Source organism: Gemmata palustris (genome assembly GCF_017939745.1).
Lineage (GTDB): Bacteria > Planctomycetota > Planctomycetia > Gemmatales > Gemmataceae > Gemmata > Gemmata palustris.
Map to the genome: position 1 here is coordinate 2,200,957 of NZ_JAGKQQ010000001.1, position 20,626 is coordinate 2,221,582.

At 63.8% G+C, this 20,626-nt stretch carries 17 protein-coding genes and 1 pseudogene; 9 read left to right on the forward strand and 9 right to left on the reverse strand.

What is annotated here, in order from left to right; all coding sequences use genetic code 11:
• Positions 1 to 14 precede the first annotated feature (14 nt).
• The 7 genes and pseudogenes from J8F10_RS40725 to J8F10_RS08685 all read left to right on the forward strand — a co-directional run.
• Positions 15 to 957 (forward strand): annotated as a pseudogene (locus J8F10_RS40725) (IS701 family transposase); the annotation flags it as partial.
• A gap of 231 nt (positions 958 to 1,188) precedes the next feature.
• A complete protein-coding gene (locus J8F10_RS08660) occupies positions 1,189 to 2,235 on the forward strand; it encodes an ISAs1 family transposase (protein ID WP_210653431.1) in 1,047 nt (348 codons plus the stop codon).
• Between the two features lie 148 nt (positions 2,236 to 2,383).
• Positions 2,384 to 2,929, forward strand: a complete 546-nt coding sequence (locus J8F10_RS08665) for a hypothetical protein (protein WP_210653432.1) — start codon at positions 2,384 to 2,386, stop codon at positions 2,927 to 2,929.
• Positions 2,926 to 3,264: a DUF6166 domain-containing protein gene (locus J8F10_RS08670; protein ID WP_210653433.1), complete on the forward strand. Its 339-nt coding sequence runs from the start codon at positions 2,926 to 2,928 to the stop codon at positions 3,262 to 3,264. The genes J8F10_RS08665 and J8F10_RS08670 overlap by 4 nt, the downstream gene beginning before the upstream one ends.
• Positions 3,261 to 3,569, forward strand: coding sequence for a hypothetical protein (locus J8F10_RS08675; RefSeq protein ID WP_210653434.1), 309 nt, complete (start codon positions 3,261 to 3,263; stop codon positions 3,567 to 3,569). Before J8F10_RS08670 ends, J8F10_RS08675 begins: the two co-directional genes overlap by 4 nt.
• On the forward strand, positions 3,566 to 3,958 hold the full coding sequence (locus tag J8F10_RS08680; protein WP_210653435.1) for a hypothetical protein: 393 nt from the start codon (positions 3,566 to 3,568) through the stop codon (positions 3,956 to 3,958). The genes J8F10_RS08675 and J8F10_RS08680 overlap by 4 nt, the downstream gene beginning before the upstream one ends.
• Positions 3,959 to 3,966: 8 nt before the next feature.
• The gene (locus J8F10_RS08685; protein ID WP_210653436.1) at positions 3,967 to 5,028 is read left to right on the forward strand and encodes an RNA ligase (ATP); all 1,062 of its coding nucleotides are present in this window, start codon (positions 3,967 to 3,969) and stop codon (positions 5,026 to 5,028) included.
• 45 nt (positions 5,029 to 5,073) lie between these two features.
• Here the strand turns inward: J8F10_RS08685 and J8F10_RS08690 are convergent, their stop codons facing one another.
• Complete coding sequence (locus J8F10_RS08690; RefSeq protein ID WP_210653437.1) at positions 5,074 to 5,961, reverse strand: tyrosine-type recombinase/integrase; 888 nt, start codon at positions 5,959 to 5,961, stop codon at positions 5,074 to 5,076.
• A 162-nt stretch (positions 5,962 to 6,123) separates the two neighbouring features.
• Here J8F10_RS08690 and J8F10_RS08695 point away from each other — a divergent pair, with 162 nt between their 5' ends.
• Positions 6,124 to 6,435 carry a helix-turn-helix domain-containing protein gene (locus J8F10_RS08695; protein ID WP_210653438.1) on the forward strand — a complete coding sequence of 104 codons (312 nt, stop codon included), beginning with the start codon at positions 6,124 to 6,126 and terminating at the stop codon, positions 6,433 to 6,435.
• 159 nt (positions 6,436 to 6,594) lie between these two features.
• A complete protein-coding gene (locus J8F10_RS08700; protein WP_390891102.1) occupies positions 6,595 to 7,047 on the forward strand; it encodes a transposase in 453 nt (150 codons plus the stop codon).
• Between the two features lie 729 nt (positions 7,048 to 7,776).
• Here the strand turns inward: J8F10_RS08700 and J8F10_RS08705 are convergent.
• Genes J8F10_RS08705 through J8F10_RS08740 form a run of 8 tightly spaced genes read right to left on the reverse strand, consistent with a single transcriptional unit; the run spans position 7,777 to position 20,594 of the window.
• Positions 7,777 to 8,265 carry a hypothetical protein gene (locus J8F10_RS08705; RefSeq protein WP_210653440.1) on the reverse strand — a complete coding sequence of 163 codons (489 nt, stop codon included), beginning with the start codon at positions 8,263 to 8,265 and terminating at the stop codon, positions 7,777 to 7,779.
• A gap of 35 nt (positions 8,266 to 8,300) precedes the next feature.
• A complete protein-coding gene (locus J8F10_RS08710; RefSeq protein ID WP_210653441.1) occupies positions 8,301 to 9,998 on the reverse strand; it encodes an ATP-binding protein in 1,698 nt (565 codons plus the stop codon).
• Positions 9,999 to 10,034: 36 nt separating this feature from the next.
• On the reverse strand, positions 10,035 to 12,257 hold the full coding sequence (brxL, locus tag J8F10_RS08715; RefSeq protein ID WP_210653442.1) for a BREX system Lon protease-like protein BrxL: 2,223 nt from the start codon (positions 12,255 to 12,257) through the stop codon (positions 10,035 to 10,037).
• Between the two features lie 11 nt (positions 12,258 to 12,268).
• Complete coding sequence (locus J8F10_RS08720) at positions 12,269 to 14,626, reverse strand: hypothetical protein (RefSeq protein ID WP_210653443.1); 2,358 nt, start codon at positions 14,624 to 14,626, stop codon at positions 12,269 to 12,271.
• A 21-nt stretch (positions 14,627 to 14,647) separates the two neighbouring features.
• Positions 14,648 to 18,436, reverse strand: coding sequence for a hypothetical protein (locus J8F10_RS08725; protein ID WP_210653444.1), 3,789 nt, complete (start codon positions 18,434 to 18,436; stop codon positions 14,648 to 14,650).
• Positions 18,433 to 18,921 carry a hypothetical protein gene (locus J8F10_RS08730; protein ID WP_210653445.1) on the reverse strand — a complete coding sequence of 163 codons (489 nt, stop codon included), beginning with the start codon at positions 18,919 to 18,921 and terminating at the stop codon, positions 18,433 to 18,435. Before J8F10_RS08730 ends, J8F10_RS08725 begins: the two co-directional genes overlap by 4 nt.
• The gene (locus tag J8F10_RS08735) at positions 18,912 to 19,775 is read right to left on the reverse strand and encodes a DUF4007 family protein (RefSeq protein ID WP_210653446.1); all 864 of its coding nucleotides are present in this window, start codon (positions 19,773 to 19,775) and stop codon (positions 18,912 to 18,914) included. The genes J8F10_RS08730 and J8F10_RS08735 overlap by 10 nt, the downstream gene beginning before the upstream one ends.
• 15 nt (positions 19,776 to 19,790) lie before the next feature.
• Positions 19,791 to 20,594 (reverse strand): phosphoadenosine phosphosulfate reductase family protein, encoded by an 804-nt coding sequence (locus tag J8F10_RS08740; protein WP_210653447.1) that lies wholly within the window; start codon positions 20,592 to 20,594, stop codon positions 19,791 to 19,793.
• Positions 20,595 to 20,626: the final 32 nt, after the last annotated feature.

The window sequence follows — 20,626 nt, forward strand, 5'->3', positions numbered from 1 at the left end:
TCTACGATCGTGTCATGAGCGTGCCCAAGGTGTTCCCGCAGGACTACATCGACTTCTTGATCGCGACCCCGAAGGGGTACTCGGTACGGAGGCAGCTCGGGTACAACCGAGCCAACCCGACCCGCCGGCCCACGATGCGTTTACCCGTCTGCTCGCGCGTGGAACCCGATCCCGACACCCTTTGGGCCGAAGCACGAACCCAGGTCCGGCGCGACGACGGGGTGCTGGTCGTGGACGATTCGACCCTGGACAAGCCCTACGCCCGAGCCATCGAACTGGTCACCCGGCACTGGTCCGGCAAGCACCACGCGGTCGTTCGGGGATCAACCTAGTGTCCCTGCTGTGGACCGACGGGGACCGACACATCCCGTGCGACTACCGGATCTACAACAAGGACGCCGACGCGCACCAAGAACGACCACTTCGGGGACATGATCCGGGGCGCTATGCCCGGGGCTTCAAGCCCCGGGGCGTCGTGTTCGACGGGTGGTACAGCAGCCTGGATAATCTGAAACTGATCCGCAACTGCGGGTGGGTGTGGCTCACCCGGCTCAAGTCGAACCGGCTCGTGAACAAGGATCGAGAGGGCACACGGGCGCTGGAGCACACGACCATCGCGGCGACCGGCACGGACGTGTGGCTCACCGGATTCGGGTTGGTCAAGGTATTCGGGATTGCCACCCCAGACGGGGGCACCGCGTATTGGGCCACCAACGATCTGGGGATGACGGACCTAACCCGGGTGCAACTCGCCGAGTTCAGTTGGGCCATCGAGCACTACCACCGGGGATCAAGCAATGCACCGGGATCGAGCGGTGTCAGTGCCGAACGGCCCGCGCCCAGCGCAACCACATCGGGTTGGCCCTGCGCGCGTTCCTACGGTTCGAGGCGCATTGTTTTGCGACGGGCATCAGTTGGGTCGAAGCCAAAACCGCGATCATTCGTGAGGCCGTGCGAGACACGGCCACGCGCGCGACTGGGGAAGTTGCGTGGACTTGCGCGCGGTGCCGCGCCGTTCTATCACTTGGGCAGTGGTTCTCACGCCCGCCCGCGGGCCCGTTGTCTGAAGTCCGGTGCGACCTATGGCCACCAAGCGGGTTACCATTGAATCGATCGGTTCCTATTTCGAGTCCCTGCCCGACCCCCCGCCATCCCCAGAACCGCAAGCACCTGTTCGTCGACATTGTCGTGATTGCGGTGTGTGGCCTGGTGTGCGGGTGTGACGGTCCGACCGCGATTCACCGATGGGCCACCAATCGCCGGGATTGGCTTACCCGGTTCCTTACGCTCCCCAACGGCATCCCGTCCCGCGACTGCATCCGCCGGTTGCTCATCGCCCTTCAACCCGAGGCCTTTCAGCGGTGCTTCCGGGATTGGATCGCCGACGCCCTGGAGCCCGACGGGATCGGCCCGGCCCGCCTGATCGCCATCGACGGCAAGACGTGTCGGCGGTCCCACGACGCGGTCCACGGGCTCGGGCCGCTGCACATCGTCAGCGCGTGGGCGAGCGAACACGGGATCGCCTTGGGCCAAGTGGCGGCCGAAGAGAAGTCCAACGAGATCACGGCTATTCCCCTCCTGCTGAAGCAGATCGAGTTTCACAAGGCGCTGATCACGATCGACGCGATGGGATGCCAGAAGGACATCGCCCGTGACATCGTTACGGGCGGCGGGGACTTCGTGATCGCCGTGAAGGACAACCAGCCGAAGCTGTCCGAGGCTATCGGGGCTCTGGTCCTGAAGCACCTGGAAGGCGAGTTGAAAGCCCTCAAGCACCGGACCCGAGAGACCGACGAGCGCGCGGGCACGGTCGGCGCGACGAGCGTGCTCCTACTTCGTGGCCCAGGTGCCCACGGATTTTGCGGCCCAGGGGAGTGGCCGTGGATCAAGGCCATCGGCACCGCGGTGCGGATCACCACGCACGCCAACGGGAGTCAGAGTGACGAGGTGCGGTTCTACATGCTGAGCCGGTTCCTGAGTGGCAAGCGGTTCGGCGAGGCGGTTCGTGGGCACTGGGGCATCGAGTCCATGCACTGGGTTCTGGACGTCACGTTCCGTGAGGACGAGAGCCGCACGCGACAGCGCGTTCTGGCCAACAACCTGAGCTGGCTCCGACGGTTCGCCGTCACCCTACTGAAGCGCCATCCCATCAAGGACAGTATCCGAGGTAAGATGATCCGCGCCCTCATGAACACACAGTTCCTCGACGAAGTCCTGACTTTACAAGGCGATTAGTACGCGCTGGCCGTGACTGTCTGGCTGACCGGCAGGGAAGCATAGACCCGGAAGACTGCTGCCTTCGGCCTGTGTTCAATGACGGGATGCTGTTAATCGACGACAGCATCGCGGACATCCGGTCACGCCTCCAGACCCAAGTTGCCGCATGACCGCCCCGCAATTCGGAGTCGGCGAATGGAAAACGCGCGATGGCCGCAAGGCGGTGGTGCAGGGTGTCGGTGGCCCCGACAGCGAACCGTACACGCTCGAAGGACATATTGAGGGGAAGCCGACTTGTTGGTGCAGCGATGGCGCGTGGGTAGAAGCGGCTGGAACCACTCTAAATGACCTCATTGGCCCATGGGGTGAAACGCCGTCGCCGAAAGCACCTGCCCCGATGCTCGCGCGAGGCAAGCCTAGACTAATGGCGGCCTTGGCTAATTGGCTGCGGCAGGTGCGCATCTTGAACTTGGGCGAGGGCGGTACGTTTGAAAATGCCAGCCACATTGTCCCGTTGCCTGAACATACCGAAGTGAGGAAGACCTTGCTCGATGAGTTCGCCATGGCCGCGTTGCAGGGGCAATTGGCATCGGAATCCAAACAGTTCGATCAGACGAACCCATCATTTTCCAGCTTCCAAGACCTCGCCGAAAGCTCGTACTTGTTAGCTGATGCCATGCTCGCCGCGCGTGGGAAGGCTCGTTCCTCATGAAAACGTACATCGGAGAACGCACCCCAGACGGTTGCCAAGTGCTGGTGCTGGACAAAAGCAAGCCTGACGGGGCGTATTTGCTCAACCCGCGATACGATCTGCGGAACCACTCGCCGGACGGCTTCAATTTCGGATATGCAGGGAGCGGGCCAAGCCAGCTCGCGCTAGCACTTCTCGCCGACGCCCTAGATGACGACGACAGGGCGCAAGGCATCTACCAGACTTACAAGTTCAAGGTGATCGGCCGCCTCGAAGGCGACCGCTTCGAGCTGACCGAGGAGAACATCCGACAGAAGGTGACGGAACTGGAAGCCGAGCGCGGGAGGAAACGATGAGCGAGGAATACAGCTTGGTGATGAAGTTCCTCGATGCATCCGAGAGTTTCTGCAACGGTTACGAAATGGGCATGCTGCACATGCAGATGCAGGCTGGTGAGATAATCGAAGGGCGAACCGTTCACACGGCGAATCGCGAGCAGATCGAAATGCTGGCAAGGTCGAGCATCGCCAACCGGCACGGGTACGCACTCGAATGGAAGGATTCCGGCGTTGAGGGATGGGTTTATCTGACCGCGTTACCAGCAATAGAGCCACACGGCCCGCGTCTGCGGTTCAAAGTCTTCCCGGGCGGTTTGTCATGACCGACATCTCCCAGATCGCCCTCGAGTTCTGCCGTGAAGTGCTGGGGTGGAGCGACGCTTCTGCCGAGTTCGCGGTGGACGGTGTCATCTGGAATGGGAAGTCCAACGAGCAGATCACCGGGTTTCGCTTTGATGACCTGAACGGTGTCATGGAAGCGGTGCGTGGGTGGTGCGACACGAACAACGCCGTGATCGAGACTTCCTGTGCCAAGGACAGCGTCGTGGCTCGCGTTCGGCTTCTCAGTTTCGATGGCGAACCGTTCTGGCAGCATTGCGACACCCTTCAAGAAGCCCTCCTCGCCGCCTGCGTCGACGCCAGTAGGAAGCTGAAGGCCGCCGACCGAACTTCATACGCCGGCTCCGTGTCGGTTCCCACGGTCAACCGATAGGAGTAGCCATGCGAAAACTTGCCAGCATCCAGACCGTAAACGCGGTTGAGCCGATCCCCAACGCTGACGCCATCGAGAAGATCCGCGTCCTCGGCTGGTGGGTCGTGTCGAAGAAGGGCGAGCACAAGGTCGGCGATAAGCTAGTTTACTGCGAAATCGACAGTCTTCTGCCCGTGCGGCCGGAGTTCGAGTTCCTCCGCCCCAGCAGCTTCAAGCCCGCCCAGACCGACGCATCGGGTGTCGAGACGTTGCCCGCCGGATTTCGCATCAAGACGGTAAAGCTCCGCGGGCAGGTGTCACAGGGCATCTGCTTCCCACTCTCCCTCCTCCCAGCCGGTGCGCCGGACGAGGAAGGGGCCGACGCCACCGACTTGCTCGGCGTGCGGAAGTGGGAGCCGCCGTTGCCCGTCGGCATGGGCGGTAAGGTGAAAGGCGGTTTCCCCGGCTTCCTGCCGAAGACGGACGAGACCCGCGTGCAGGTGCTGGAAGCCGCCTTGCTGCGGCATCAGGGCAAGACGTTCTACGTCACCGAAAAACTGGACGGCACGTCGTTCACCGCTTTTCTGCGTCAGGGCGAGTTCGGCATTTGTAGCCGCAACCTGTGGATGGACGAGGCCGACGAGTCAAACGTACTCGCTCGCGTCGCCAAAGGGTTAAAACTGGAGGAGAAGCTCCGTGCCGCCCGCGAGAAACTCGGGCACGACGTGGCGATTCAGGCCGAGGTCATCGGGCCGGGCATCCAGAAGAACAAGTACGCCCTGAAGGAGGTGACACTCCGGGTGTTCAGCGTTCTGAACGTGGATACCTACCGTCTCGTTGACCACCCCGTGAAGCTGGCAGTGCTGGCCGATATGGGCGTCGAACCGGTGCCGCAGCTCGGGATGATCATGCTCAACCACACGGTCGATGAGCTAGTTGCGTTCTCGGAAGGGACGAGCGTGCTGAACCCGCAGGTGCAGCGCGAGGGCATTGTGCTCAGGCCACTGGTCGAGGAATACGACGAAGACATCGGTGGCCGCCTCAGCTTCAAGGCGATCAACCCGAAATTCCTGCTCAAGTACGACGAGTGACCGGGGCTGCGGTGAGCCCCCTCCGCGAAACGTGGGGCATGTCGCTTAGCTTTGAGGAATCGCTGCAGTTGTCGGTAGCGGCAGCGGATTCCTTCCCGCGAACGCCATGAATCGCTCGTGCAGGCGATCGATGTCGGGCGACCCGTACCGTTGCTCGATCATCTTCACCGAGGTGCCGAAAAGCTGTGCTGCGACGTAGATGTCACCCCCGTCATCCAGCCACTTGCTGATTGCAGCGTGACGGAACCCGTAAATTTTGACTTCCTTCGTGTTGATCTCGTGCTCCTGCATGTACGCCAGCACTCGCGGACGCTTTAGCAGCCACTGTCGCCACTTCTGGGTACAGTTCGTCAAACCCCACTCGTCGCCCCGCAAGGTGCGGAACAGCACACCCTCGGGATGCTTCGCGACACACTCCTCGACGTAAGCCCTCGCTTCCGGGCTGAGGAAGATGATCCGGTCACGTCGCGTCTTGGCGGCCGTTTTGTGAACGTAACCCCTCGTCGCGTTCCACCGGAACACCAGCTTCCCGTTCTGGTAGTTGTGGGCTTCGGCCTTCCGAAGTTCGATGGGTCGCGCTCCCGTAGATCTGAGCAACCACAGCAGCCTGCCGAACTGCTCGGTGAACCCGACGTTCCGCAGATGTACGGCTGGCGTGCCGGTTCGGTTCTTGCGGTTGTATGTGGCCCGCTCGAAACACTCCGAGATCAGGATGTCCATCAGGCCGTCGCTCAGGCGTGCTTCTCTGCCTCGCAGCAACGGGACTGGCCGCTCGATTTTCCCCGCCAGCGGGTTGGTCAGGATGAACCCCTTGCGAACCGCCCATGAGATGGCACCGAGGATCAAGGCAACAGCGTGGGCCTTCGTGGTCGAGTTCCACGTCTCCTGCGCGTTCAGCCACTGGTCGAACGCGTAGGGCTTCAGTTCGGCCACCTTTATTCTCGGCGTCCCCTGAAGTGACACAAGTCGTCCTTGCGGGTCAGCGCTCGTCGGCAGAGGATAGGCCTGTCGCCGTAATCCGTATTCGGGAGGCCGATGATGCGCCCCCACATTCGTTTCCCGAGGCCGTGGTCGAAGCGATCGCGCGTGATCGGTATGGGCACCCGGACCCGCGCGTTCAGGAGCATGGAGATCCTTTGGCTCAAGAGCAAGAACCAGACCCACGGGTGCATCGCCGAGCTGGCCAATGTGTCGCGGTCCACGGTCCAGCGGGTGCTGCGGATCTTCGCGGTCAAAGGTCTGGACGGCGTCCGGTCGTTCGGTTGGAAAGGCCAGCCCAGCGCCCTGACGCCGCACCGGGCCACGATCGAAGAGGAGTTCCGCGCGTCCGCCGCACACGGCTCACGACGCGGCGCGGCGGATCGAGGAGCGGACCGGCGTCCGACGGAAGCCATCACGGGTCCGTAAGTTCCTGAAGGACGACCTGGGGATGAAGTGCCTGAAGGTGGCCCCAATCCCGGTCCCACCGAAGAAGACCGTCGTGGAACACGCCCGAACGCAGGCGGACTTTTTAAAAGGCGGAACTGGAACCGAAGCTGGGCGCAGGCTCGGGGCGGTAACCGGACCGTGTATTTCGTAGACGCGTCGCACTTCGTGTTGGCGTCGTTCCTGGGGTGGGTGTGGTGCTTCGTGCGGCTGTATGTGCGGGCGGCGAGTGGCCGGCAGCGGTACAACGTGCTGGGCGCGCTCAACGCGGTCACGCACGAACTGGTGACGGAGATCAACACGACCTACATCACGGCGACCTCGGTGTGTGCGTTGCTCCGCACGATCGCGAACCGAGGGATGCCGATACCGGTCACGTTGGTGATGGACAACGCCCGGTACCAGCGGTGCGCGTTGGTGCAGGGCGCGGCCAAGGAGTTGGGTATCGAGTTGCTGTTCCTGCCGAGTTACTCGCCCAACCTGAACCTGATCGAGCGACTGTGGAAGTTCGTCAAGATGGAAGTTCTGAACAGCCGCCACCATCAGGATTTCAAAAGTTTCAGGACGCCATCGACGGGTGCCTGGCTGATCTGACGACCAAACACCGCCAGAAGCTGGCCACTCTGTTGACGCACAACTTCCAGACCTGGGGCAATGTGTCACTCCTGAATGCGTAAAGCATAGTTTGCCGAACTTCGCCGTGAACCCGCGGGCCATGACCTCGAACACTCCCGGTGCGCGCTCTTGCGGGCCGCCTTCAGGTGCGCGGTACTGGTTCATCAGGGCGGAAACGAGATAATCATCTGTGCCCTCCCCCCGTCGTCCTGGGCGACGAGCCTGCGGAACCTGTCGAGTGCTTCACGGTAAGTCGGTCCGGCCCGCGGGCGAGGAAGTGCTGGTCACCTGCGATCGAGCAACCGTAGGCTTTCTTCGACTTCAGTACCGCACCGACGGTTTCGGGCCGGGCTTCATGGTGATATCCTGAAGGGTCCGGGATGTTGGCGGGAGGGAGAGCAAATACTGAACGTTGTCACACACAGAACAGCAAGCCGTGACCGAATTCATGATAATCAAGATGCAAAATGCTGGCAAATAAGGAGATAAAACCACCATGAACTACATCGACCCTCAAGATTTATGTTTCCGCTTGCACGCCTAAAGCCTTTGAAAGCAAGGGCTTTGCGCGAATCGGTCCGGTTGCACGGCTTTGCCCTATTGGCCCTGATTTCCACTGTTTCCAGGGATCTCGTGGCTATCTCGTGACGACTCGTGACGGCCTCCGAACCGCGGAAAGCACGCGGCCCCGTGCCGATTGCAACCGGCTCAGGTCGCGGGCTTGACGTGCTGCCCAACCCAAGACACCAGCGCGTTCCGCACCCTGTCGGCTTCGGCGCGAACGTATGCCAGCCGAGAGTAGGCGTTCGGTTGGACCCTCGAGATGACGCAAACGGGCAGCTTGCGAGAACACAGCTCGTTCACCATGCCGTACTGCACGAGCGACTCCACAGCCTCCCGGTAATCCGGTTCGTCTTTCCAGAAACCCGTCTGCTCCCCGAGCCGGATGGCTGCGAACTCCAGCGCCAGCCCCTCGATCCCGGTGATCTCGTACCTCGCCTGTAGACGTTGGCGGAGGGTGGCGCCCATCGTTTCCGAGAGATGCTGGGACAGCCGGCCGAGCGCCCCCGTCTGGCTGATGGTCTGCCCGACGTACAGAATCGTGGTGCCGTCGAAGGTGAGCAGAATCCCGTAGATGTACGGCGCTCGCGTCGCGACTGCCGCGTCGTGAACCGTCGCACGGAGCGCGGCAGGCATCGTTAACCCTCCCAACACAGCAATTCGTGGCCGTATTACTTCCCGCCGAGGAACTCGCTGATGTCGAGCTGCCTCGTGAGATCCGAAAGCGCACCGCCGACACGCTCACGGAATTCGGCCATCACCTTCTCGATCACCTTCGGGTCCGAGTCCGACTTGTAGACCGTCCCGTACTCGCCCCTCGCCAGTGCGTAGAAGAGCACGTCGATCACCTTGAGCAGGTTGGCGTCCCCGTGGACAGCGGCGATCATGTCCCGGGCGAATCGGTGGGAGCTGTTCACCCGCACGATCAACCCCGCTTCCGGGTCGTGGGCACGCTCCCATAGCTGGTTATTGTCGAGGCTATCCACCCACTGAACCCGCTGCTTCTGCTCCCGCAGCTTGGTCGATTCTTCCGGGGTCGTCGGCTTTTCACCGACGGCCTTCGTCCGCCGGGTCTTGAGCTTCTCGCGCTCGGCGGGTGGGGCGACACTCTCGTCAAGCTCGTCGCTTTTGTCCTCCAGTTTGGAAATCTTGTCCAGCTCCTCGTTCGCCTCATCGTGAGGCGTGCGGGAGAGAATCTTCTGGACGTTCGCGGTTGCGTTCTTCCATGCGGCCCGGCTCTTCTTCACCGCTTCGCCGATCAACGGCTTGAGCTGGTCCTCGGCGGTTTCGGACAGGTGGATGCGGCTCTTGGTTACGTCGATGTTGAGCAGGTCATCGGCTTGGCTGTTGATCAAGAACCGGCCGCGGAAGGCGTAGAGGTCCTGGTCTTGTGGGACGTAGCCGAGGCTGGCCGCCCAGGAAATCAACCGGTGGTTCCGGTAGATGTAGAATCCGTAGTTGCCGGCACCGATCATGTACCTGTCGCGGCAGGCGGCCTGCGTCATCGTGCCTACCCTGCCTACACTCGGCGGATGGGGAAGCTGGGTGATCGTCACGACGGCGGAGATGGCTCCCTTCTTGTCGAGCTGAATGCTTTGTTCTCGCTGGATGAAGTTCGGCTGTAGCCCAGCCCAGGTGTTCTCGTTCAAGTCACCTGCGTCCCCGTCGGCGATCTCGCTGGTGAACAGCGGATCGAACGGCTTTACTTCATCCCCGTTAACGGTGATGGCCAGCTTCTCGGCGTGCGGAACCTGCCCCTGAAGGTAGTAGTGGTAGATGACCCCGGCCCTCTGCTTCAGCTCTTCGATGATTTCCGAAGCACGCGGCAGAGAATCGAGCAGCGGCTCCGTAATGCGGATCACCGTCCCCGAGCCTTTTGAGGCTACCGATTCGAGCAGTGCGATGTCCTCGTCGGACGGCGCGACCAGCTCGTAGAAGTAGTCTGAGGTAATCTTTGAGCAGTCCAGAACGGCCTTGAACGCCTTCGACGGGTCGGCCTTGGGGCGGGTGATGATTTCCAGGCAGCGGCCGAGGGACGCGGCGGCCGACTTCAGGCCGAGGCCGAACTTGGAGAGCGTGTACTCGTGGTACGCCTGCGGCGACGAGCCGAGGGAGAGGGCGTTGTCGATCCCGGCCTCGTCCATGCCGGTGCCGTTGTCGACGATCGTGAACGCCTTAAGTACCGCCTTCGGCCGGCCAGCCGCCCCCTGCTGGTTCTCCGTATCGACCTTGATCGCGATACTCGTCGCTTGAGCCGAGACGGAGTTGTCCCCGATGTCCAGCAACGCTGACACGGGGTTGTAGCCGATGTGCCCGAAGGCGCTCAACAGGCGGCCGGGGTTCACCGGCGGGCGGCGGATGTCGGGCATGGCGGAATCCTTGGGAGGGAGGCTGAAGGACTTGGTTCACACCGTCAGCGCCGCGACCTGCGTGCGAAGCCCCTGCGCTTCCGGCCGTTCGTCCGGGCTGACCGAGAGGCACGGCTTGATGACCGCCCACCACTGCGGGTCGAGCCGGGAGTAGTCCTCGATCTTCACCGATCCGGAGAGCAGGAAGGCCATCACACGGCCCATGGCGTAGATGTCCGCGGACGGGTGTGCGACCGCCCCGTCCCGCTGCTCGGGTGGTGCCCACGGCATCGAGTGGGCTCCCTGCATGGTGAACCCGGTGACCGGGCTGCTTACGAGCTTGCTAATGCCGAAGTCCGCGATTTTCCAGATATCGTCGCACCGGAGGATGTTCTCCGGCTTGATGTCCCGGTGGACGATGTCGTTCTCGTGGAGGGCGCACAGTCCGTCGAGGATGGCGAGCACAATCGGTTTCACGGTGGCCGCGTCCATCGCCTTGCGAGGCGCGTCGGGGGCGGTGCCTTCCGTCAGCTCCCAGAGGGTGCCGCCGTCGGCGTACTCGGTCACGAGGGCGTACCGCCCGCTTTCGCGGAAGATGTCCCGCACGGCCAGCAGGTGTGGGTTGGGAATCTGCTTCAGCCGCTCGTAGATGTCCATCTCCCGGCGGATGGCACGCTCGTCGTCCGGCTTGCCGTTCGCGGTGGCCATCTTGACCGCCACCACGGTGCCAGTCCGGGTATCGACGCCCTTGTAAACGCGAGCGAACCCGCCCCGCCCGACTTCTTCGAGCAGGTCATAGTGGGCCAGTCGGTCGACGACTTGGGCGGCGGGGGCGTTGCTGCCGAGCCGGGTGCTGAGAAGTTCGGGGACGTACCCGTGCGGGTCGAGTTCGTGGAGCTGGCTCCTGACGTTCCGCCGCATCTCCTCGGCGGGGCGGACGACCAACTCTTCAAAGCGTGGGTCATCCGGGCCGATGAGCAGTAGCTTCGCCAGCCCGCAGGCGAGACGCTCGATGGCGGTGCAGTCACGCTTGCCGCCGGACAGCCGCAGCCGCGCCCGGACGGTCTGGGCGATGTCGGAAGCGGAGCGCAGCGCGTGGCACACCTCGGCGAAGTAGTCGGCCTTGAGGCCGTACCCCTGGGCCTGCTGCGTGGTCTCGAAAGGCGGGATCTTCCACCCGGGGATAATGCCGTGGAACCGATCGACCAGCGGGGATTCCAGCAGGATGTCGGGCAGCCGCCGGATGTAGTCTTTTCGCCGGGGGAGGTATGACGGTTTGCCGTTTCGGTAGCGGCCGGCGGGCGACGTCTGGATGTCGATGTTGGCGAGCAGCATCAGGCCGCACTCGGCGGTGGCGGCGCAGTCCCCTCGGGCGTACACGCCTTGTTCGAGATACCCCTTGAGCTGGGCCTGAATCTCGCCGGGGTTCGAGAACTGGAGCGATTGCGCCTCGTCCAGCACGAGCAGGTCGTACCGCGTCAGAAGGCCGGGGGTATGGCTCTGCCGGTTGTAGAACAGCACCGGGGCGCTGATCTGGGCGGCGGTCAGCCAGACGTGGCGGCTGATGTTGTTGTAAACGAACGATTTTCCGGAGCCGGGCGGGGCCAGCTCCATCATGTTCACGCGATTCTGGACAATCGGGATGAGACGGCACAGAAGCCAGAGCTTCTCCTCCTCGCTGTACTCCGCCGGCTCGTAGCCCATCGTGCGGACGAGCAGGTCGATCCACTCCTCCACGGTGAACGCTCGGCGGCAGTCGCGGAAGGCGTCGAGGGAGATGCGGCCGATCTGCATCGGCTTGAACTCGATGACCCGCACTCCGCCCTGGTCGCTGGAGTCGTCGTGGCAGATTTTCGCCGCTCCCCAGATGTTGCTCTGGAGCAGCCCCTCGTTCTGCCGCAGCAGCGCGGCGTCGATCTTCGCCTTCTTCTCGTCGATGCACGGGATCGTCGCCAGGTACTCGGGCGTCTTACCGAGCTTCACTTCCACGGAGAGGGCGTCGAGGATGGTCAGGGTTTCGTTCTGACTCAGCCGAAACTTGATGGTCTCCTTCTCCCCCTTCGAGGGAAGGTGCTTCTTGATGAAGTCCACTACCGCGTCGCGCAGGCGGCCGGTGTTCGTGCCCACCTTGCTCGCGGCGAACGTGACGACCCAATCCATCACGTAGGACGGGATGTGCCGGTCGTCGCGCGACAGCCCGAGCCGGGTGATGAGGCCCTTGTCGATGGCGAATTCTTTGAACGTATCCTGGATCTTCTGGTCCAGTGCGGCGGTGCTCATCGGGGGGTTCCTCAAAACATATCTTCGAAGGCCGCCTGGTCCTGGGTGCGCTCGACGAACTGCCGCGCGCGGGCGACCTGCATGTGGCGAATCACGTCGGGGGCTGGGGAGTCACCGCTCCGCGGACTCAGTGTAACCTCGAACACAAGTTCTTGGGCGGTCGGTAGGTCGGCGCCCGGCACCTCGAACGCAAGCGTGTGGGTCGTACCGGGCCGCAGCGGCGGGTACGACACGGACACGCCCGCGCCTTCTCCCACCGGCGTCACCCGGATGCGTCCGCCGCTGGTCGGCACCGGCTGGTTGTTCGCCAGCAGCAGGTTGAAGATCCACCGCCCCTGGTCCCTTACGGCCCCGTCCGGCACGGAAAGCTCGGGGAACGGCAGCGCCTGCTGGTCGCCGAACCACTCCACCACCGGGACGATGACCTCCTCTGGCAGCAGTCCGCCGTGGGAAAGCCACCAGCCGGACATGGTGCCGTGGCCGCTGGACCGCCCCCGCGCCACGAGGTAGCTGCCCCGCAGGTGGAACACCTTCCGGTCTAGGAAGGTGAGCGACTCGTCCCGTAACTCCGCGTCGTCGGGCTTGCGGTCGCCCAGTTCGACGCAGCGGTGGAGGCCGTCGGTGGCCTCGCCGTCCTTCTCCGGCTTCGGGCCGAAGGTGAACCCGTGGTCCCCGGTGAGCATCACGAGCGGCGACGCGCTGTGCCAGTGCTTGAACACCTCGACCCACTGCTGGACCAGCCGGGCGAGAGAGGCGACGATGGGGGTGAAGCTCTCCCTCAGTGCGTGGTAGTTGGTGTAGGTGCTGAGTTGCTCGTCCAGCCGGTTATCACGGTGGACCAGGAGCCGCACCGACCGGGTAACCCGGACGCGCTCCGCGTCCTGCCAGTGCGCGGCGAGCTGGAGCTGGTCAGGGGTCAGCCCGTACCGCTTCAGGAGCGTTTGTTGAAGGTTCCCGTGGCACTGCTCTGGGTACATGCCGCCGAGGATGGCCTCCTTGCACACGGCGGTGATGGTCGGCACCGGGCAGAACGAGTATCGCACCTGCGTCGGTGACGCTCCAAGCGCCTTACCGAACTCCGCCAGCGCGGCCTCGATGACGTGAATGGCGAGAGCGTCCACCAAGATGAGGATGACCGGCCTGCCCGCCTGAAGCGTCTTCTGAACGGTGCCCGCGACGGTCAGGTACCCGCGCTCCGGGTGGTTGAAGAAGACGGTCGGGTTGGCCTTCACCCACTTCGCGAACGGCGCGGCCGGGTCTTCCCCCTCCGGCGGCAGCGTGCGGCGGTAGAACATCCGCTCGATGTACGAGCCGTAGGTGTTCACCCACTGGTCGAACGACTCGTCCAGGTCGGTCCATCGGGCGACGGGAGCGGGCGGGGCGAACAGCCGGACGAGCCGCTGCGCCGTCTCACTGGCGGCGTACCCCGGAAGTCCGGCCAGGTGCCTACCGGCGGCCTCCGTCATGCCGCGGGGGTTTACCTGGAGCCAGCGGTCAAGTTCGGCGTCCACCCCGTCCCACAGAGCATCCAGGTTGGCGACGGCCCGCTCGAACGTATCGGGCCGTTCGATCTGCGCGCTTCGGACGGCCCGGCACATCAGTCGGGATATTTCACCGTGCATCGGGTCCGGCAGGGGGAACGGCAGCGTCAGGTAGCCCGCCCTCGCCAAATCCTGTGGGGACTCACTGGGCAATCCCGGCACCGTGAGGGGGCGATCTATCGCCGGCCGTGTCAGCGGGAGCAGCGCCCGTCGCCGAAGCAGTCGGTTCGCGAATGTTACGGGAGATGCGCTTTCCCGCAGGTGTTCGGCCAGGTCTGCCACCACATCCGGCATGGGGATGGTCGAGGCCGCGAGGAGACGAACCTGTTCGCTCAACCAATCCGTTAAAGGCGCAAGCCCCAGCGGCTCGGAAACATCGGTGGCGGACGCCGCACGGACGAGCCACTCTTGGAAGGACGAGGCGTCCGTGATGCCGGGCAGCACCCATTCGGCAACTGTTGCCGCCCAGTTCGCCTGCACCATCGCGCCGGGGCCGGGCCGCTGAAGGAGTTTGCAGCCCACGATGGCGTCGTCCGTCAGCCAGTCCGGCGGCTCGGCGCCGACCGCGGCCTTTATCTGCCGGCGGGGTGTAAACTCGCGGAGGCGGACGCCCGAAAGGCCCCGCACGCTTCGGAAGTGCTCCCAGCCGATGCGGTCGAGTATGTAGGTGCGGGGGCGGCGTGTGCCGGGGTCGCCCGGCTGCCGGAGCGTCTCGCCGATCGCGTGGAAGGCGGCGATTTCCTGCGAGAGGCTGGCGACGCGCTGCCCCTCGCCCGCGTAGATGCGGTGCGGGTCGTACACCAAGTCAATCGGGCTGACATCATTCATGGCAGGATTCCCCGTCGCGGTTTACTCGGGCGCGACCGAGGCTTCGTGCCGAACGGCGGTGCTGTGTGCTTCCGGCTCACACTTAGCGAAAACTACGGTGAGTAGCAGGGCGGCGAGCTGGTCGGGATCAAGGGCGAACGTGTCCCGCCACCCCCGCAGCGCCTGCCGGACCTGGACCAGTGCCTCGTCGTGGGTGAATTCCGGGAACTCCCGCCGCCCGCCGTCCGGCATGATGACGGTCATCTTTCCCTTGGACGGCGCCAGAGATTGAATGACCTCCAGTATCCCCGAGGCCCGGCCGTAGTCCTCCTGGCTGAGCTGCCGCGCCTCCTTGTTGGCGACGGCGGCCACCACCTCCTCGATGAGTTCGCCCTTGCCGTCTGACGCCGCCAGGCGCTCCATGATGGAAGAGATGACGCGGTTCTCGGGCCCGGCGAACGCCTCGACCTTGCGTAGCGACTCGACTACGCCATCGCGGTCGTTGCCCACGTTCTGCAACTGTCGCCGCACGGGGGCGCGAGCGCCTTCCACCTGTCGCCCGAGTCGCTCGCGTAAGTCTCTCCAGAGGCGGACCGTGGCAGGGAATGTGGGACGGGTGCTGCCCGCGTCTTCGAGTTCCTGCCTGGCCTCGGCGTCCTCCTGAATCCACCGCATGAGGTGATCGGCCAGCAAGGTGGGCTGGGGCGGCACCCCGCCTCGCAGCACCTTCAGGATGTCCTTCTCGGGTTCGCTCAGGTCGCGCAGTGTCAAGGCGGCTTCGGGCAGCTTGTGGACTATGTCTCTCAGTTGCGCGCTCACCTTTTCGCACGCCTCTTCGATACGGTCGGCCGCCCCACCTTCTGGCACTTTGACTTCGAGTTCTGCGCCGATGACACGGAAGACCCACCGCTGCTTCGGGGAGAGCTTGCTGTAGCGAGTCTGGTAGCGGTCGGGGAAGCGGGCCATGTCCACGATGGCCTCGGCGATCTTGGTCTCGACCCGCTCCCAGTTGTTGTACTTCTTGCGGTAGATGCCGATGCGGGAGGGTTCCGACCGGAAAACGAGCGCCACGAACAGCGGCATGATGCCGTTGGGCATCCCATACGGCGGCTCGACAAGCCGCTCGAACAGCTTGATAAAGGGCTTGTCCGAGGTGCTGCGCGAAGCGAGGTACTTTAGCGTCTCGCGCATCGGCTCGGACGGGGTTTCCGACGTGGGAACGGCCAGCTCCCACTTGCCGGACGCAGAGTTATGCGAGAAGAACCCGTTCTCGCAAAGAACCCCGTCGATGACGGCACCCTCTTGGCTGGTGTCGTTGAAGTTCAAGTAGTCAGTCTGGTACTCCGGCTGCTCGTCGAACTTGAGAATGGCTTCGACGATGTACTCGATCTTCTTCCATGCCCCGCCGGAATACGACAGCCACTCGTTGTAGCTGCCGCAACGGACCCGGGGCTGGTGGTGGTAGGTGGTGTCGAGGTCGCGGGCGATGGACGGCAACAACTGCCCCCATGAACTCACCGGCACAGTCCGGGGCGTTTGCCCAACCTTCAACACTCCCGTCCCAGACCGAAGACCCTCGTTGCCGAAGGTGCGTGCGAACTCGGTTCGCAGTTCCTCGCGCAGTTTGGTCAGCTTGTTCTCCAGCACCTCGAAGGCGTGGCTCTGCGAGTCTTTCTTCTCCAGCAGTTGCTTGACAGCGATGAGTTCTCTCGCCTTTTCAGAACTGAGCGACATAGGGGCGCTGGGGAGGATCATGTACGCCTCCCCCTTGATCGGAGTCTCGGCTAGCTTGCGGCAGGCGTCGAGCTGGGCGGCGGTGTCGGCTGCGGCGAGGTAGATGACGGCTGAGAGCCACGCCGGGGAGTCGCCTCCGGCCAAGGCCGGGTTTTGGGCGTCGATAGCCTTCTCACCCTTGGCCGGATCAAGCAGCCGCACAGCCACCCGTCGGACGATGCCCGCGTCGTTCGGGTCGAGTTCCATTTCGCCAAGGCGGTCGGTTACCTCCACCCGCAACGACTCGTAGGTGCGGAGCAGTTCGCCCGTGGTTTTGTCCGCCGGGACGAGTGCTTTCTCGCCATCGATTTCCTTCTCGAGATCTTGCCCGAGGCCGCGGTCGGTCACGAAGTTCCAGACGTCCGTCGCCTCGTTCTTCCAGAGGGCGTGTGCTTCCTTGAGCCGTGACAGCGCCTCGTGAAGCGCGGTTGCCCCAATTTCCTCGCGCTCCGCGTCGCACAGGCAGAAGCTCAGAAACACTGTGGTCGGGGCCATGTCGGCGCTCTTGATGCCCGCCAGCACCAGCACTGCCCTCAGTATCGCGGCCTCCATCGGGGTGGCTCCGGGCAGTCGGGCCACCGCCTGCTCGTACTGCCCGACGAGGTGCGGCTCCTTTTGCCGCAGGGGTTCGCTGAAGAACGGAAGCAGGTCGGAGATGCGTAGAAGCTCGCCGCCGCCGGCCTCATCGACCGGGGGCAGCACACGAGTTTCGAGCGCCCCGGCAACACCGCCCTCCTCGCGGCTTTGCAGGTAGTAAAACGCCGTCCGGTTCACCTGGGCGATTCGGTCGGAGAGCAACAGTAGCGACGAGGAGGTGGCCGGATGGAGGGGGTAGCACGGTGCGACCACGTCCTGGTACGCTGCCTCGGCGGAGATGTTCTGCCAGAACCGCTGGCGGGGCATCCGGGTGGCAATCTGCTGCAACCGCGGCACCGGGTTCTGGAACACCGCCTCGCCCGCTTTCGTGCGGTGCAGCATCCCGGCCAGGAGGTGATACCCCTCCATTTCTGTGACGCTGAGTTTGATGAAGATGGATGGCTGGCGGAACCGGGCGGCGACCGTCTCAAGCCGGTTGCGGTCGGTCTCGGAAAGGTTGCTGCGCTGCCCGTACTCCGTCAGGCTCATGTGGGTGAAGGCCATGAACACGACCCGCTTTCCGAGGTCGTTGCTCCCGCACGCCCGCTCTACGAAGTCTTGGAGGCCGATGGCTTCGAGGTGCATGTCGCGCTTGCCGTTCTGCGCGCCCTTGAGCAGCGACTCTAGCGCCAGCCCGAACTCGTCCCAGATGACCAGGATGCCCTCGTACCCGTGGCGCTGCACACGCTCTGCAACCAGCGGGTAGATTTCGTGGGCCTCATAAGCCCCGCCGGACGCCCGGAGGTAGTCGTAGAAATCGACCACCGTCTCGCGCATGTGCCAGTCGCAGAACTCCTGAAGCGCGTGCTCGTCGAAGTCCTGCCGAAGCGCCCGCGCCATCTGTTCCGCAGTCGCCAGCCGGGAGTTCGGTGCGGGCTGGTACACCTTCCCCTTGCTGACGAGGTTGTCGAGCCGAGTGGCCGCCTCGTGGAAAACGGTCTTCCCGAGCACCTCCTCGCTCAGGCCCGCGCGGCGGAGCGCCTTGAGCAGTCCCCGGACGAACGCGGTGGAGAGCCGCCCGCCGCCGCCGTCGGCGTACAAGGGAACGACCAGCCACGGCCGCCACGCCTTCCCGCTCGGCACCATCGCCTGCTTCAGCGAGTCGAGGGAGGTTCCCTGCTGCCGCGCCCGCAGCCGGCCCCAGACCGGCAGGAGCGCCGGGCAGTCGAACCCGTCCTGGAACAGTCGCGCCAGTACGGTGCAAAGGCGGCTCTTGCCCGTGCCGTAGGTGCCGTGGCAAATCACGGCCCGGCCGCGGGGGCTGTGCGGGCCAACCGCCTCTCGCAGGAAGTCGAACACTTCGAGGGTTGAGCGGACGGGCACATACCCGGAGGCGACCTGGTCAACCTCCAGGGACTCCTCGAAGTTGACGTAGGGCTTCTCGTCCTGCGAGACGAAGACCCACTCGCTCAGGTGACTCATGAGTATGTCTCTTCCGTAGCGACGAGGCGCGGCCTAAGAAACCGGATGTCCGTGCCGGGGATGACGCCGCGCGCCACGAATGGCCCTTCGACCCCTTCCGTCCGGGGAATGTCCACCACAACGATGCCCGGCCCACGGGAATACAGCGACAGGAAGTTCCAGAACCCTTCCTGCACCCCCGGCGTCCAATAGTCCACGAAATGCAGCGGCCCGGCCAGCACCACGGCGTCGGTTTTCCCCGCCTCGTTGATGCACGCCCTGGCAGAGTCGGCGGCCATAGCGCCCACCTGGTCGAAGAACCCTTCCCACGGGAGCACGCGGGACGCTCTACCGGCGTCAGCCAGCGCGGACGGAAGGTATTCGCACAGGCGCGACAGCACGTCGAGCCGGTCGGCTTGGAGGATGAGGCAACGGTAGCGACGAGTCGGGTTCAGCTCCGCAGACACGAGCCGGGCGACCTGATCGCGGAGCGGTGTTACTGCCATTTGACCGCATGGCTCCGGTAGCCGGTTAGCCGGAGATCGCGCAGGGTCGCTTCGGCGGGGCGTAGGAATTGGATGGAGTCCTGATTCACCTGCTGGCGGTACTGCACGAACTGCCCGTAATCCTTATGTGTGGTGATGCGGGACAGTGACTCCCGCACGTCCGATTCTCGCAGGCCCAACACCCGCGCGAACCCTTTCCCGAGGATCTCCCGGGCTTCGACCGTGGCTTGGTTCGGGTAGTGCTGGCGCTGGAACAGCACGGCTGCGTAGGCGACGAGCAGGTCTTCGGCCTTCGTGAGGCGGCGGCGGACCTTGCGGCCGCCTCGCCCGTCTCCGACCGTCCGCTCCTCCAGCAGCCCAAGTTCGTTCACGAAGCCGCCCGTTTGGAAGGTCTGCGCGACCCCACTGAAGTAGGAGCTCACGGTCTCTTTCGAGATGCCGATTTGCTTCTCCTCGGCGCTCTGCGCGAGGCAATCGGTGATATCATCAAGAGAGACCCAACGCCCCTCGGTGTCGTAGATGTGGAAAAACCCCGTGTACGGGAAGGCGTCGGGGTTCGTGCACAGGTGCAGGTGAAACAGCCACCACGTCCAGGCCATCTCTGCACGGGCGTCCTGGGCGGCCATGAGCTGCCCCAGCTCCGTCAGCGTCGTGTTGCTGCCCTTCGACTCGGTGACCCCGCCCGCCTTAAGCCAGTTCTTTATGGCGGTGAGCTGGTTGCTCCCCGCGAGGAATGACTTCCGGGCGGTGGACATCTTCTTGGCCGCGAACAGGTCGGGCTGGCGAGGCAGCTCCCTAAACGCCGCGACCAGCCAGTGCCGCGTGAATCCAAAACTGTCGTTCTTCAGCGGCATGACATCCTCTGGGCATCAGGTGTGGCACATGAAGCATGGCGGCTCGTCACTCTCGTCCTCCAGCACCTCGTCCAGCACGTCAAGCAGCGGCAGGTTGACTCGCTTTTTCTGCTGGCCCTCCATCGCCTTCTGGTGCCGCGCCTTAATTTCCCGAACGCGCTCCGGGGCGGACAGTTCCTCCAGCGACTCCCGCTGGTTCCAAGTGTAACGCTCGCCGGTCTCCTCGTTGATTTTCTCGTACTGCTTGGACAGTTCGAACAGTTCGGGGTGCTTTTCCAGCAGCCCAACCCACTCCATCCGCCGCTGGAAGAAGCAGAAGTAACACCCGGATCTCGTTCGCCAGGAATAGTAATCGGGCAGCCCAACGCCGCTCTCATCGAGGATGCGGCGGACGTCTTCGGCTACGATACCCTCCTCGACGAACGGCAGGACCGTCACAATGTTCGGCCGCGTGGAGACGTAGGCCGTCCGATCTTCGTCGGCCCTGATTCCTACATACATCTGAACCTGATCGTTGCCCACGTACTTTTCAAAAGGCTTCATCTTCAGGACGTGGGTGCACCATCGCATCCGGGAGGACGGGAGGTATCCACCCTTGACCTTGAGCCAGTGATCGAACCCGCGGTCGTCCCGCAGCCGGGTAATCCTGATTCCGAGTGCGTACTCGATCTTCGACAGGTATTCGTAAGTTTCCGGCAATTCCTTGTCGGTGTCGCAGAAGACGTACTCCATCCCCGGCACGCGACCGCGCATGTGGATGGCGAGGGCGGTGCTGTCCTTCCCTCCGGAGAGCATCAGGATGTGGCGAGGCGTCGTCATTCTTGGGATTCTCCCGCGCTCGTCACGCAGTT

Coding starts and splice junctions, on each gene's coding strand:
- J8F10_RS08665 (WP_210653432.1), top strand. CDS start 2,384: ATGACCGCCCCGCAATTCGGAGTCGGCGAATGGAAAACGCGCGATGGC.
- J8F10_RS08670 (WP_210653433.1), top strand. CDS start 2,926: ATGAAAACGTACATCGGAGAACGCACCCCAGACGGTTGCCAAGTGCTG.
- J8F10_RS08675 (WP_210653434.1), top strand. CDS start 3,261: ATGAGCGAGGAATACAGCTTGGTGATGAAGTTCCTCGATGCATCCGAG.
- J8F10_RS08680 (WP_210653435.1), top strand. CDS start 3,566: ATGACCGACATCTCCCAGATCGCCCTCGAGTTCTGCCGTGAAGTGCTG.
- J8F10_RS08685 (WP_210653436.1), top strand. CDS start 3,967: ATGCGAAAACTTGCCAGCATCCAGACCGTAAACGCGGTTGAGCCGATC.
- J8F10_RS08695 (WP_210653438.1), top strand. CDS start 6,124: ATGGGCACCCGGACCCGCGCGTTCAGGAGCATGGAGATCCTTTGGCTC.
- J8F10_RS08705 (WP_210653440.1), bottom strand. CDS start 8,265: ATGCCTGCCGCGCTCCGTGCGACGGTTCACGACGCGGCAGTCGCGACG.
- J8F10_RS08710 (WP_210653441.1), bottom strand. CDS start 9,998: ATGCCCGACATCCGCCGCCCGCCGGTGAACCCCGGCCGCCTGTTGAGC.
- brxL (WP_210653442.1), bottom strand. CDS start 12,257: ATGAGCACCGCCGCACTGGACCAGAAGATCCAGGATACGTTCAAAGAA.
- J8F10_RS08720 (WP_210653443.1), bottom strand. CDS start 14,626: ATGAATGATGTCAGCCCGATTGACTTGGTGTACGACCCGCACCGCATC.
- J8F10_RS08725 (WP_210653444.1), bottom strand. CDS start 18,436: ATGAGTCACCTGAGCGAGTGGGTCTTCGTCTCGCAGGACGAGAAGCCC.
- J8F10_RS08730 (WP_210653445.1), bottom strand. CDS start 18,921: ATGGCAGTAACACCGCTCCGCGATCAGGTCGCCCGGCTCGTGTCTGCG.
- J8F10_RS08735 (WP_210653446.1), bottom strand. CDS start 19,775: ATGCCGCTGAAGAACGACAGTTTTGGATTCACGCGGCACTGGCTGGTC.
- J8F10_RS08740 (WP_210653447.1), bottom strand. CDS start 20,594: ATGACGACGCCTCGCCACATCCTGATGCTCTCCGGAGGGAAGGACAGC.